General features: G+C 46.9%; 12 protein-coding genes. 4 read left to right on the forward strand and 8 right to left on the reverse strand.

Features of this window, described 5'->3' with window-relative positions:
- Positions 1 to 2,004, reverse strand: coding sequence for a lipid IV(A) 3-deoxy-D-manno-octulosonic acid transferase (gene waaA / locus L1N97_RS04285; RefSeq protein ID WP_236128920.1), 2,004 nt, complete (start codon positions 2,002 to 2,004; stop codon positions 1 to 3).
- 192 nt (positions 2,005 to 2,196) lie between these two features.
- Between waaA and L1N97_RS04290 the strand changes: the two genes are divergently transcribed.
- A complete protein-coding gene (locus tag L1N97_RS04290) occupies positions 2,197 to 3,228 on the forward strand; it encodes a glycosyltransferase (RefSeq protein WP_236128921.1) in 1,032 nt (343 codons plus the stop codon).
- 54 nt (positions 3,229 to 3,282) lie between these two features.
- On the opposite strand, the gene L1N97_RS04295 is transcribed toward L1N97_RS04290, so the two are convergent.
- From L1N97_RS04295 to prlC, 7 genes are all read right to left on the reverse strand, one after another.
- Complete coding sequence (locus L1N97_RS04295) at positions 3,283 to 4,074, reverse strand: glycosyltransferase family 25 protein (protein WP_236128922.1); 792 nt, start codon at positions 4,072 to 4,074, stop codon at positions 3,283 to 3,285.
- 9 nt (positions 4,075 to 4,083) lie between these two features.
- Complete coding sequence (locus tag L1N97_RS04300; RefSeq protein ID WP_236128923.1) at positions 4,084 to 4,824, reverse strand: hypothetical protein; 741 nt, start codon at positions 4,822 to 4,824, stop codon at positions 4,084 to 4,086.
- Positions 4,825 to 5,093: 269 nt separating this feature from the next.
- Positions 5,094 to 5,567 carry a peroxiredoxin gene (locus tag L1N97_RS04305; protein ID WP_226750392.1) on the reverse strand — a complete coding sequence of 158 codons (474 nt, stop codon included), beginning with the start codon at positions 5,565 to 5,567 and terminating at the stop codon, positions 5,094 to 5,096.
- Between the two features lie 10 nt (positions 5,568 to 5,577).
- The gene (locus tag L1N97_RS04310; protein ID WP_236128924.1) at positions 5,578 to 6,327 is read right to left on the reverse strand and encodes a class I SAM-dependent methyltransferase; all 750 of its coding nucleotides are present in this window, start codon (positions 6,325 to 6,327) and stop codon (positions 5,578 to 5,580) included.
- Positions 6,324 to 7,025 carry a DNA-3-methyladenine glycosylase I gene (locus L1N97_RS04315; protein ID WP_229584722.1) on the reverse strand — a complete coding sequence of 234 codons (702 nt, stop codon included), beginning with the start codon at positions 7,023 to 7,025 and terminating at the stop codon, positions 6,324 to 6,326. Before L1N97_RS04315 ends, L1N97_RS04310 begins: the two co-directional genes overlap by 4 nt.
- Before the next feature lie 42 nt (positions 7,026 to 7,067).
- Positions 7,068 to 7,547, reverse strand: coding sequence for a hypothetical protein (locus L1N97_RS04320; RefSeq protein WP_229584721.1), 480 nt, complete (start codon positions 7,545 to 7,547; stop codon positions 7,068 to 7,070).
- Positions 7,548 to 7,575: 28 nt separating this feature from the next.
- Positions 7,576 to 9,642, reverse strand: a complete 2,067-nt coding sequence (prlC, locus tag L1N97_RS04325; protein ID WP_236128925.1) for an oligopeptidase A — start codon at positions 9,640 to 9,642, stop codon at positions 7,576 to 7,578.
- Positions 9,643 to 9,797: 155 nt separating this feature from the next.
- Here prlC and gorA point away from each other — a divergent pair, with 155 nt between their 5' ends.
- The 3 genes from gorA (at position 9,798) to L1N97_RS04340 (ending at position 14,149) form a co-directional block, all read left to right on the forward strand.
- Positions 9,798 to 11,156, forward strand: coding sequence for a glutathione-disulfide reductase (gene gorA, locus L1N97_RS04330; RefSeq protein ID WP_236128926.1), 1,359 nt, complete (start codon positions 9,798 to 9,800; stop codon positions 11,154 to 11,156).
- Positions 11,157 to 11,241: 85 nt separating this feature from the next.
- On the forward strand, positions 11,242 to 12,453 hold the full coding sequence (locus L1N97_RS04335) for a tyrosine-type recombinase/integrase (RefSeq protein WP_236128927.1): 1,212 nt from the start codon (positions 11,242 to 11,244) through the stop codon (positions 12,451 to 12,453).
- Positions 12,446 to 14,149 (forward strand): hypothetical protein, encoded by a 1,704-nt coding sequence (locus tag L1N97_RS04340; RefSeq protein ID WP_236128928.1) that lies wholly within the window; start codon positions 12,446 to 12,448, stop codon positions 14,147 to 14,149. The genes L1N97_RS04335 and L1N97_RS04340 overlap by 8 nt, the downstream gene beginning before the upstream one ends.
- Positions 14,150 to 14,158: the final 9 nt, after the last annotated feature.

Genomic DNA, 14,158 nt, shown 5'->3' on the forward strand with positions numbered 1-14,158 from the left:
TTATGCCTGACCTTTACTGTTTAGCTGTTGCTGATAACCTTGCACCACGTCATCCCACGTGGCGGCTTGCCAATGAAATACCGGCAATTTACCTAATTCTTTATTAAATGAGCGCAATAACCGCGCTAAGTTTTGCTCTGTCCACGGGCCTGTTGAGCGGCGCTGGCATTTATCAAAATCAATTAACCACACCGTGCCGCTGCCATCTAACATGATATTGCGACAGTTCAGATCCGAATGATACACGCCCACTTGATGCATCCGAGCAATCGCCTTACCCACCGCTTGCCATTCGACCTGCGTCAGTGGCCTTTGCTGTAAAATGGCCGCCAAGTCTTTGCTATCGGGGATCAGTTCAATGAGTAAATCAGCGCGGTATATTAAGCCGCTGCGCTGATAACGCGCGGCCACCGGCTTGGGTACCGACAGCCCTTGCTCGCGCATCCAAGCTAACAGCTGGTATTCTTGCATGGCGCGACTATTGCCCACTGATTGCAACCAAAATTGATCATGCAACAACTTACCGACTAAGCCACCACGATAATAATGACGCAACACCAGCTTATGCTGCTGATGTTGCACAAAGTACGCAATATTACGACCACTTGAACTGCCAATCACCGCGTCTTGTTGCTGCCACCACTGGCTATCAAATTGTGCGGCGCTAAGCGTTGAAAAAAACTCGGGATCAAACCAGAAGGTTTCATGCCCTTGCTGGTGAACATGATGCGGCATGCTTGCTCCTATCAGCTGTGCAATGGCTTGCAGCGTGCGTGAAGTTGCACCTTGTTGCTGCAAGAAAAATACCTGTGCTCGCTGGCCTTGCGTTTGTCGCAAGGCACTGTCAGCAAGCAACCTTTGGCTATCGGCTAACAAGGCGGTAGCGTCTGACACGATACTGACCGCCGAGCGTTGTTGTAGCTGGCGGTAGGCTTCTTTAAAATTAAACACATGTGGCCCGCTTTGCACGGCTTTGGCAAAGCTGATGGCTTCCAACGGGTTGTGACCGCCGCGCGGAATTAAACTACCGCCGATAAACACTAAATCAGCTAATTGATACCAACTGAGCAACTCCCCCATAGAGTCGCCGAGCGCCACCTCAACATTGGCTTCGGGCAAACGGTCGCTGCTGCGCCGCCACAAGCTTAACCCCGAACTCGTGACTAAGTCGGCAACCTTGTCAAAACGTTCCAGATGCCGTGGCACTAGCATCAACAGTAAATTTGGAAATTGCTGTTTTAAGGCGGGATAAAGCGCCAGCAACTGTTCATCTTCACCCGCATGCGTGCTACCGGCCACCCACACTAAGCGTTTCGCCAATACCGGCGCAAAACGTTCAACTAAGGCTTGTTGTGTAGTTGGCAAGGCCAACTCAAACTTTAAATTACCTGCCACCTGCAGCTCATTACGGTAACCTAAGGCCCGAAAGCGAGCGGCAGTAGCGCGGTTTTGGCACAACAACAGGCTAATATCCGCTAACAAACTTTGGCTAACTTTATGAAAACGCCGATAGCCTTTAGCCGACTTAGCCGATAACCGCGCATTCACCACCACCACGGGGATGTTCGCATAACGACAACCTGCTAGAAGATTTGGCCACAGTTCCGTTTCAACAATCACCACTAAGCGCGGTTGCAAGTGTCGTAAAAAACGCCCCACTGCGCCAACATAATCAAAGGGTAAGTAACAATGCTGCACACTATCACCAAACCGCTCAACTATAGTGGCGCTGCCGGTTGGCGTGGTGCAGGTTACCGTAATAGGTTGTGTGGGATAACGTTGTTGCAACTGGCGGATCAGTGGAGTGGCGGCAATCACCTCACCAACCGACACCGCATGCACCACAATACCGTGAGGTTTTAGCTTTAAGGCAGCCAGTTGCCAGCTAAACCGCTCAGTTAAGCGCTGCCGATAAGCAGGATCTTTGCGCGAACGCCAAAGCAAATAAAGTAATAGCGGCAACAGCAGCAAATACAGTAGTAGCGAGTAGATCAGCCTAAACAAATCAACAACCCTTTTATAAAGCCCTTCATGGCGCTAAAGTCACTGCCCGCGGTGTGTCGTCAGCCTTAGGTGGCCTGACCTAAACGCCGTTAACGGCAACCTTTGCAACGGCTTTTGCCAAAACGGCAAATAGTATACCATGCAGTTATCTAGTCCGCTGCGCTTGCGCGCCTTCCTTGTTGATGAGCCGTTATGAAAATTGTCCATATTATTCTCACCCACAGTTTTGCCGGTAGCGAGCGTTATGCGGTCGAGCTGGCCAACTTACAGGCCGAACAAGACCATGACGTCACCCTGATTTTGCATCAACGCGGCGCTGAGCAGCGGGCTAATGCCATTGCCCATCGGGTTTCGTCTAAGGTTAACCTTAAACTGGTTAGTGGCATGAAGTTTCTTGCGATCTTTCGCGCGAAACGCTTGCTGAAACAGTTAAAACCCGATGTGGCACACGCCCACCTCAGTGCTGCCTGTCGCGTATTACAAGGTGTGCCCGGCTTGTGTCTGCGTGTGGCCACTTTACACATTCATTATAAAAAACAACAGCATGCTAAGCTTGATGCCTTAATCGCTATCGCCCCTTGGCAAATGGCGGCTATTCCTCTGCCGCTGCGTGAGCGCACGGTGCAACTCGATAACTGGTCAGCCGCCAAAAGCGTGCCGATGGATGCGCGGGAACGCTTGCGCCAAGAGCATGCGATTGGCCCTGATGATCTCGTGATTGGTACTTTGGGTCGAGTAGAGCAAAGCAAAGGCCAAGAGACCTTATTACAAGCCTTTAGCCTCGCGAATATCCCTAATAGCCGCTTAGTGATTGTGGGTGAGGGCAAACATTGGCAGCAAATACGAGATAAAGCGCCAAGTACTGTGATTATGCCAGGCTTTAGTAGCGAACCTCAGCAATGGCTCGCTTGCTTTGATCTGTTTGTCAGCACCGCCCGCAGTGAACCTTTTGGTTTAGTCTTTTTAGAAGCGATGCATGCTGGTTTACCCATTGTTGCCACCGCCTCAGAAGGCGCAAAATATTTACAACCGCTGTTTGCTACCGAATTAGTGCCGATTGATGATGCTGAAACCTTGGCACAGCGCATCAAAGAGCAGCTTACGCATTTGCAGCGCCGTCAATATCCGATGCAGCGGTTTGAACCGGCGGCTAAAGCCGCTGAAGTGTTAGCTTTTTATCAGCAACAATTGGCCCTACAAAACACAGCGAAAAGCCAGGTTTGACTCTGTGGAATATCACTAAACCGCAATGACGTTGCAGCACGCCAGGTTACCAGGCTAGTTTGATAACCGCGTACTGCCACGGCTATTCGGCCATTTACGGGCACGCAACAACGCCTTAGGGCCGTAAGTTTTCAGGTTATGCCATAAATTGGCAATAATAAATTCCAGCCGTCGCCAATAAAACACTGATCGCTTGACCTGATCATTTTGCTTACCGGCTATGGTGCTATCAAAACCCAGATCCGGTTTAAAGATCAGCGGCCACAAGCCCATCGCCTGAAAACCTAATTGCCAACTATATTGCATGGCAACATCTACCGGCCGCCCAAAAGGCACTTCTCGCTCTAACAACAATTTAGCGCCAGCCAAGCTCACCGCTTGTGCCACAGCCGAGATCGGATTCTTCTGAAAATGCACCAACTGAAAAGGCGCACCGGGGGAACTGGCAATGATTTTTTGTTGTTTATTTGGCATGGCCAGCTTTAATAAATGCCAGGGGGTTGGAACGGCCGCAATAGCCGACAATAAAGCGGGTAAATCGCCATCTACCAGAAAGTCATCTTCGAGGATCAAGGCAAAATCGAGCTGCTGAGCCACAATTTGCTGCCAGCAACGAATATGGCTAATAAAAGCGCCCTTTTCACCGGCTTTTAGCGTTTTATAATGTAAGCGTTGGTTGGCGCTGGCAGAATAATATTGCGCAATGTCGGCTGCCGACATCGCTCGACCATCGGCCGCGTCAATGCGTTCTACAGGCAGATCAGGCCATTGCGCGAGCTGCGCTAAAGCTTGCTGGTAGCGCTCGGGTGAGCGCGCCAGATTGATAATGAAAATTTTATAGCGCATTAGCGAAACTTACTGCCACATATCCTTAACCCACTGCACCGGCAGCACGCGCCGATACCACTTGCCACTGATACCTGCGACGGCATCCGGCGGATTAGGTTTACCATGGAAAGCAACAATTTTCGCCCCTTTCGGGATCACGGCTGGCTTAAACCAGTTCATAATGCCTTTTGGCAAACAGTGCCGTTTAAAGCTTACGCACCAGCCTTCAGGCCAGTATTGTAATTTGTTTTGTGCGGCTAAGTTTTGCGTAACGAATTCTTGTTCGTTGCGTACTTTGGCTAATTCGCGCTCTTTATGATTTTTCAGTAAATCAATTAAGTCGCTGTGAGCACCAATTTCATAACGGTATACCGAGGTATTACCGGTGGCATCGGTTTTATCCCACTCTTTAATCACGAAGAATTCGCCTTTCGGCTGGAAGAAGCAATCGATGTTGTCGACAATGACCACATCTAAATCGATAAACAACGTTGGCCCCGTTAAGTCATATAACGGATCAGCAAAGCTGGTGACTTTTAACCAACCATGGCCAAAACTCCATGGCTGACGTTCATCAAAATCTTTAAAACCCACAGCCGGAATATCTTTTACTTCAATATGGCTGTCGATACCAACGGCGTCGTCGGTTAAGCAAATAAAGCGAAACGGCAAGGTCAGATTACGACTCACCATCGAATGCAGCTTATTGACGTAATCAGGGCCATACTTTTTGCCCCACTTAATACACAGTACATTTACTGTTGTCATAAATTCCTCAGATCCACTCTGTCTACATGCGCAGTTAGCAAGCTACTATGCTTACGGAATAAGGTCAAATACCTCACTACGCTCTCATACTGCCTATAATAACCGTTAAGCGACCTTGCTGCGCTGCTTTTTCTAAACGGTACTGGCATAAAGGTAATGAATTGGCGGGAAATCGCGCAGGTGTAACTGACTCGCCCTACTCAACCGCAGTTTTAACCTCTTCAAAAGCAAAACGCGCAGCTCAATGGCTACGCGTTTTACGCTGAGACTTATAGTGCAGCGAGCACCGTTTCCGCTTTACTGACTTCAAAGCTCTTTGGTGGTTCAACATTAAGCAGGCTTACTACGCCGTCATCGACGATCATTGCGTAACGCTCTGAACGAACACCGCCAAAATCACCGGTCTCCATGGTTAAACCTATCGCTTTATGGAAACTGGCACCGCCATCAGCTAAAAAGGTAATTTCTTCTGCATTTTGGCTGTCGGCCCAGGCTTTCATCACAAATGCATCGTTTACGGCAATACAAACGATAGTATCAACGCCCTTCGCTTTAATTTGATCCGCCAGTGCAATATAGCCAGGCAAATGTGCCGCAGAGCAGGTTGGCGTAAAGGCGCCAGGTACGGCGAACAACACCACTTTTTTACCAGCAAACACATCGCTGGTCGTTGGGCTTTGCATACCTTCTGCCGTTAATTGAGCAAAAGTCACTTCGGGTAATTTATCGCCTACTTTAATCATTGTTATATCCTTAGGTTATGGCTTGTTTAATATAAACATCAAAACGGTTATTTTTACCTTTTACCACCAGTTGCGGCTCGCGCTGCGCCAGCACTTGTGCATAGCCCGGGCGTTTTACCACAACACGGTACTTCGCCAAGGCCAACGCCGGTTCTAACAGGGCATCCGCATCGGTATCACTGCCTACCACATCATGAAAGGCACGCATTTCTTTTTTCACTAACGCAGATTTTTCACGCGGTGGAAACATCGGATCAAGATAGACAACATCGGCCGTGGGCAAGCAGGTTAACGCTTGTAGCGCTGGAGCAAAATGTAGCTGCATTCTACTGGCCAACTCGGCCGTGCTGGCATGCGCAGCAGCGCGCTGCAGGCCATCGTATAATAGTGCAGCAACCAGCGGGTTGCGCTCAACTAAGGTAACATGTGCGCCGACATTCGCCAGCACTAAGGCATCACGGCCCAAGCCGGCAGTGGCATCAATAATCTGCAAATCGCGCTTTTTATGCAGGCCACAAGCTTTGGCGATGCCTTCGCTTTTGGCGCCACCATGTTGACGGCGATAAGTCGCCGCTGCACTGGCAAAATCGACCACGATATCACCCTGTTTCGGCATGTCGGTGTGTCGAAGCACTAACTGCTGCTCAACCCAACGTAGATGCCAGCCCGTCGCGCTATCGCTTAAGGTTAAACCAAAACGTTGCGTTAACTCGGCCGACAACTCAGCGGGCAAGTCAGCAATAAGTAACACCGCTCTCATTGCTGCATACCGGCATAATTTTCACCGACACTGTAAGACACGATTTGACTGATTTCTTGTAAACTCAGGCCACTTTGTTGCTGCCAATCGTTAAATTGTTGTTGGATCTGCTGTTGGCTGCGTTTACTGCTAATGCCCCCATCAAACACGCCATAAGCTTTTAAATAAGCTTCAACATCTTGGGTTAATAAAAAGGTGTCTTTACCCAAGGTGCGCAAAGCGTAAGGCCCGGTATTGCCGCCTAAGCGTGCGCCGTGTTTTTTTAAATAATTCCACAGCCCAATAATGTCATCGCTTGGCCAATCAGCCACAAAGCGCGCAAAGCTGCCGTGTTGCTGCTGCACGTGATAAATCATCAATGCATTATCACGAATAGTAAAAACCTTATTTAAGTTGCGAATAATCCGCGGATCTTGCGCTCTTTTTTCCAGCATTTCGTCACTTAGCAACAGCATTTTTTCGATATCAAAGTCGAAAAACAGCTCACAAAATGCGGGCCATTTTTGCCGTACTACGCGCCAAACAAAACCGGATTGAAAGACTTTTTTACTAAACTCGGCTAAAAACACACTGTCGGGCAATTCCGCGATAGCTTTGTTCGACAAGGGTTTACCCACTAACGCCGCCAGGGCTGCTGCGCCGCCCTTACGCTCTTTTGCACGTTGCAGAATGTCACTAAATTTTTCTACCTGACGCACTCAGCATCCCCTTTACCGCAGCGAAGAGTTAATCTTTGCTGCTTACTGCGTAAGCTCTTTTACCAACTCACATTGGCCATTATTTAATTGTACTTGGGGTTTCATCACCACCGAGCAGTCAGACATCATGCCCTTGCGCATATTTTCAGCTTCGACCGCTTGATTATAGGCACTAATTTTTTTCAGCAAGGCGCCTTCATCACGCCCTTTGGTCGATACCGCGATATACTCTGCCGGCCCACCACAAGGTTTATGCCCCAACCCTAACACTAAGCACTGCTGCACATTATCGGCGCTTTTGTCGCGTGTTAGTTTTAATACTTCAGCGCGTAATTGCCCGACATCAGCCAGTGCCACACTTTGTTGCTGTTGATGTGCACGCACGGCTTTAACCGGATCGGTTTGCGGGTCAATTTGCTCAACTAAAGGCGCCGGTGCAACGCGATCAACACTGGAAGGTTGCTGACACGCTAACAGCGGTAAACAACCGAAAAGCAATACGAGTTTTTTGGCATGCAACATAATATTTTCCTTTTTCAGTAAGCCAGCCTTAGCTGGCAATCCCCATATGTCGCAATAAGGCTTCGTTAGAAGGCTCGCGGCCTCGGAAACCTTTAAACAACTCCATGGGTTCGGCACTGCCACCGCGCTCTAAAATCCATTGCAAAAAGTCTTGCCCGGTAGCGGCATTAAATACCCCTTCTTCTTCGAAGCGGCTAAAGGCATCAGCGGATAATACTTCTGCCCATAAGTAACTATAGTAGCCTGCCGCGTAACCACCGGCAAAAATATGACCAAAGCTATGTTGGAAGCGATTAAAGCGTGGCGGCATAATCACCGACACCTCGGCGCGCACTTCATCCAGCAACTGCTGCACACGGCCACCCTCGGTTGGGTTGAACTCGGCATGCAAGCGCATATCAAACAAGGCGAACTCTAATTGTCGAATCAAAAACAACGCCGATTGGAAATTTTTCGCGGCCAACACTTTGTTTAATAGATTTTCTGGTAGCGGCTCACCCGTTTCATAATGGCCGGAGATCAGCGCTAACGCTTCTGGTGTCCAGCACCAGTTCTCTAAAAACTGACTGGGTAACTCTACTGCATCCCAAGCGACACCATTAATACCCGCCACGGCAGCTGCATCAACTTGGGTTAACATATGATGTAAACCATGACCAAACTCGTGGAATAAAGTAATCACTTCGTCATGCGTAAACAGCGCAGGCTTGCCACCTACGGGTTTATTAAAGTTACAGGTTAAATAGGCCACCGGGGTTTGTAACTGACCGTTGGGTAAAACACGTCGGCCTTGGCAATCATCCATCCAGGCGCCACCGCGTTTTTTACTGCGGGCATACAGATCAAGATAGAAACTGCCACGCAACGAGCCATCGGCGGCAAACACATCATAAAACTGGACATCAGCATGCCACACATCCACGCCAGCACGCGGTTTCACTGTAATGCCAAACAATTTCTGTAATACGGCGAACAAACCCGGTACCACTTTTGTGGCTGGGAAATAAGGGCGTAACAACTCATCAGAAACGGCATAACGCGCTTCTTTCAGCTTGTCGGCGTAGTAGGTGATATCCCAAGCATGCAACTCAGCCACGCCAAATTGCTCTTTGGCGAATTGGGTTAACTCGGCTAAATCGCGCTGCGCTTGTGGTTTAGCGCGACCCGCTAAATCCGTTAAAAAATCTAACACTTGCTGTGGCGACTCTGCCATTTTGGTCGCCAACGACTCATCGGCGGCATTAGCAAAATCCAGTAGTTGCGCTAACTCATGTTTTAGCGCCAGGGTTTCTTCAATTATAGCTGTGTTATCAAACTGGCCCGCGGTTGGGCCTTGCTCTGAGGCTCGCGTGCAATAAGCGCTGTATAACTCTTGGCGCAGTGCCTGATCGTCAGCGTAAGTCATTACGGCGATATAACTAGGAAACTCAAGGGTGAACACCCAACCGGTTAATTCACGTTGCTCCGCTTCTTCGGCCGCTGCCAATTTAGCATCTGCCGGTAAGCCCGCTAATTGAGCCTCATCAGTAACGTGCTTGAACCACGCCTGAGTGGCATCTAAGGTATTGTTAGCAAAGCTTGAGCTTAAATCAGATAAACGGCTTTGAATTTCGCCATAACGCTGTTTCTTCGCTGCCGGTAAGCCAATGCCTGATAATTTAAAATCACGCAGGGCGTTGGTGATGACTTTTTGCTGGGCCGCCGTTAACTGTGCGAACTCAGCACTGTCGTGTAACTGCTGATATTTTTGATATAAGCCCTCATGCTGGCCTAACCAGGTACTAAATTCTGACAACAGCGGCAAACAACTTTCATAGGCTTCACGCAGCTCTGGGCTATTGGCTACAGAATTGAGATGCGACACTGGCGACCACAATTTGCCCAGCCGATCGCTGTCTTGCTCTAATTCAGTAATGAGGCTGTGCCAACTCACATCCGCCGCAGCCACCACACGTTCAACCGCAGCGCGCGCGCTGGCAATGGCATGCTCAACGGCAGGCTTTATATGCTCGGGTTGAATGGCGGAAAATGGCGGTAAGTCAGTGAAGGTTAACAAGGGGTTAGCTTGAACGGCGGCAACAGATGCAGTTGTCATAAGAGCAGTTCCTTTAAATAAGCGAGATGTATGCTATGTTGGGGTTTTGGCTCGGGTTGTCAAGGCGTTAACCGCAAATTGCCGGCATTGGCTTGTAATCTGTGGCTTAACCCCTTATATCTGTCAGCAATAATTTTTACATTATAGGTTCAGTTATGTCTCGTCATTATGATTTTCTCGCCATTGGTGCCGGTAGCGGCGGTATTGCTTCAGCCAATCGCGCCGCTATGCGTGGCGCAAAAGCCGCCGTAATTGAAGCAAAAGCGGTGGGGGGCACCTGCGTTAATGTCGGCTGTGTGCCAAAAAAAGTCATGTGGTTCGGGGCACATATTGCAGAAGCCATTAAATACAGTGCAAGTTATGGCTTTGATTTAAAGCAACAAGGCTTTGATTGGGCCACCTTAGTGAAAAATCGCGAAGCTTATATTGAGCGTATTCACGGCGGCTATCAGCGCGGTTTTAGCAGTAATGGGGTTGACTATATCCAAGGTTTCGCCCGTTTTATTGATAAAAATACGGTTGAAGTAAACGGTGAGCAGATCACGGCCGACCATATCACTATTGCGGTTGGCGGTCGTCCAACCCAACCGCAGATCCCGGGTGCCGAACTGGGTATTGATTCTGATGGTTTTTTTGCCTTAACCACTCAGCCTAAAAAAGCGGTCGTGGTAGGTGCGGGTTATATCGCGGTGGAAATTGCAGGTGTATTACATGCACTGGGTACAGAAACGCATTTATTAGTGCGTGGCGATCGGCCGTTACGCAGCTTTGATACTGACATTACTGATGCCTTACTCAGCCGCATGGCCCAAGACAAATTACCATTGCATACGCATTGCAATGTAAAAAGTGTGGAAAAACAATCTGATGGCTTATTAAGCCTGACGCTGGAAAAAGGTCAAACCATTAAAGATGTTGACTGCCTAATTTGGGCCATTGGCCGTGAGCCGACCACCGATGCCATTAATTTAGCTGCGGCCGGTGTTCAGACAGATCAACATGGTTTTATTCGTACCGATAAATACCAGAACACCAATGTCCCTGGTATTTATGCGGTGGGCGATGTCACAGGCGAAGCGCAACTTACGCCAGTGGCCGTTAAAGCAGGCCGCTTGTTAGCCGAAAGGCTCTTTAACCCTGCCTTGCCTGATGCACATATGGATTTCTCGTTAATACCTACCGTGGTATTCAGTCATCCGCCGATTGGTACTATTGGTTTATCCGAAGCCGATGCGATAGCCATTTATGGTAAAGAACAGCTGAAAATCTATCGTTCTGGTTTTGCCGCCATGTACAACGCCATTACCCCGCACCGTGCACTCAGTAGCTTTAAACTGATTTGCTTGGGTGCTGAAGAAAAAATCATTGGTTTACATGGTATTGGCGAAGGCATGGATGAAATTTTACAAGGCTTTGCTGTCGCCATAAAAATGGGGGCAACTAAAGCAGACTTTGACGCCACCGTCGCGCTACACCCGACCAGTGCCGAAGAATTTGTTACTCTTAAAAACTAGTGCTGGAAAACGTAAACTATAAAATTGACACCTCTGGAAAACCGACTAGATTCATGATTAGTGTCTTGCTAATCATGGAGCTGGTATGGTCTTTATCATTGACTCTGATGACTTCGAAGTCCCAATACCGCATATCTCAAAAAATCTGAATAGAAATATAAAGCTAAGTGGTTTTCCAACATTTTATTCAGCTTCTGGCGAATATCTGCAACCAGTAAATCTTTGGCTCAACTTCTTGGTAAACGTAAGGAAAGCCAAAAACATCAATTCAAACGTAAGAGCACTAAAGCGATATTGGAACTTTCTAGAGAATTACGGCTTACCTTGGGATCACTTCCCTAAACAAAAAAGTTTGAAACCAACTTACAGGTTTAAAAATGATGATTTGTTGTTATCCGCAAGGAGTGGTGCGATTCAGCTGTCAACAGCTGCTACGTATATCAGCCATGTAGTTGGTTTTTATAAATGGGCTGGTCATGAAGGACTGATTCAGTTCTCGGAAGAAAACAAACCATTTGAAATGGAGTTGGTGCGAATTTCTAATTCCGGTCCCCTCAGATTCATTAATAGAAGTTTTGTCGTTAATTCCACAGATCTAAGAATACGTAATCCCCGCAAAAACCTTGAACAACAGCTATGCCCATTTACAGAAGATGAAGTCAGAACCTTTTTTAAAATCATTAGATCTTTCACTACCGAGTTTTTGTTACATCAATTATTGCAGTTCCAATGCGGTTTAAGAATGGAAGAGGCATGTTTTTTTCATCTGGATTTGGTCTTCAACCCATCGTCATCTGATACTCGTTTCGACATTGAAATAGGTCCACACGTCGGTGTTCCAACGAAGTACGGAAAAATAAGAACAATAGAAGTGCCTGCATCTTTGATGAGAGAGCTGTATCTATACTCCATTAGTTCTCGCAGGGCTGCTCGTCAAAAAAAACAGCCTAACTCAAAAACGCTCTTACTCAATCAAAACGGTTTACCGATGACTTCGGTAAATGTGGCTCAGCATTATTTCAAAGCCAAGAAAGCATATAAAGCAGTAACCGGAAGACCTTTAAATCATCGGCCTCATGATGCTCGTGCAACCTATGGAACTTATCGATTGGCGTCCCTACTTGAGCATCTTCCCCCATTGGATGCAATGACTCTAGTAATGGGTTGGATGGGACACCGACATGAATCAACAACCTGGCGTTATTTAAGATATCTAAACAAAGAAAAGCTTAATAGAAATGCAATTTCGATGATGGACATATTCCTTCATGAAGCACTAGGGGAAGACAATGACTAATCAGAATGGTGCGTTTAGGCCTTTACGGTTGAGCTTAAAAATCGGGATCACCAAATACGCCTTTTTTGATTTTGAGAGATTCCGTTACTATGGTGTTCCGAAACTGCAAGATATCCCACTAGCCCAATTTGCAAACAGAGACTGTTTAGCTGAGAAATGGTTTCAGGCTTTCAGTGATAACAACGAATATTCAGACCAAACCAAGAATGGATACATTCAGGATTTTGCAAAATATGTTAGATTTTGCGACTTGAATAATGTCGCTCCAGAATCTGCTATAGCGATAGAAATCTGGGAGCGGTACCTCATAAAGCAGGTTCAATCCCATTCAATAGCGGTGAACTCTGCGAGAAAACTTATAAGTGCAACGAAATGCATCTTAGAATTATTTGACTGCCCTGTGTTCGATTGGTTTTCGAAATACCCTATTTTCAGATCTGAAGCGAACCCCTCGAATTCCTATTCCGACACTGAGCTAATAAAGCTTGTCCGATGTTTAAAAATATTACACCAACAGCTTGGGAGACAGATAAGACAAAACCCACCATTACACGTTAACGCAGCACCAAGCACATACACAGCCAACTATTCAGATTCAAACCGTAGACTCGATGTATGTGGCGTAATTACAAAGTACTTTTGCGCCAGTTTCTTTTTGATGGCCTATTACACTTGGGCAAATACGACTTCTTTGTTGAGCATGAAAAAACCTAAACGACGCGAAGGCTCAGCTGGTATTTGGTATGAGCAATCAGTTTTAAAAAATAGAGCAAATAAATTTGTAACTATCGCAATAGGTGAAAATCACGCAACCCATATTCCTAAGCATGCATTAAGATTCATGGAAGATTTACTTGAAATCAGTAGTCTGATCAGGCCTGACGACGAGCATCTGTTATATCAATCAAGACAAGGTGTTATATCAACGTTAGAAACGGCCCACCTCCGAACTTTTAATAACTGGTTATTTAAATCATTTGGTTTAAAGGATGACTTTGGAAATCAATTAAGGCCTGAAGCAAAAAGATTTAGGGCAACCGGTAGCAGTAAGTACATTGCCTTAACAAACAATGTCACAGAGGCATCTTTAATCTTAGGAAATACTCCAAACACTGTCCACCGTCATTACACCAAGGGTAATGAGCCAGAAAACAATATGCAACTGCAGGCCGTAGCTCACACTTTGGAGAGCGCAATTCGCTGCGGCGAAATTCAGAACGCTAAAGAGCAAGCTAGAAGTATTTTAAAAGTTGAAGTACTTCCCTATGAAGCATTTATTCAAAAATATTCGATCGCACACCAAAAGCCTGATCGAGCACCCATTGGAACTGGATGCACAGACCCATTTGGAAGCAAAGCAGACAAGTATCGTCGGAAAGTCAACTTCAGCCCTAAGGCCTTGGATGTATCAAATCTCGCATGCGCAGACATACTTAACTGTTTCTTTTGTACAAATCAGGTTGTTATCGAGGAAGTTGACGACATTTGGTGCTTACTAAGTTTCAAATGTTCTCTCGAGGAATCTAGAGGGGATCATTTAAACCAATCACAGTTTAAGAACAACTTTGAAGAAATACTTCATCGGATAAATCAAATAATATTCCGAATCGACCCGAAAATTCGTCGTTTAGCCGAGCGAAAGCTAAAAGATGGTCGTCATCCATTATGGCCAGAAGAACTTAACTTGTTTATATAAGGGGCTACT

Source organism: Rheinheimera sp. UJ63 (assembly GCF_021568285.1).
GTDB classification, from domain to species: Bacteria; Pseudomonadota; Gammaproteobacteria; order Enterobacterales; family Alteromonadaceae; genus Alishewanella; species Alishewanella maricola.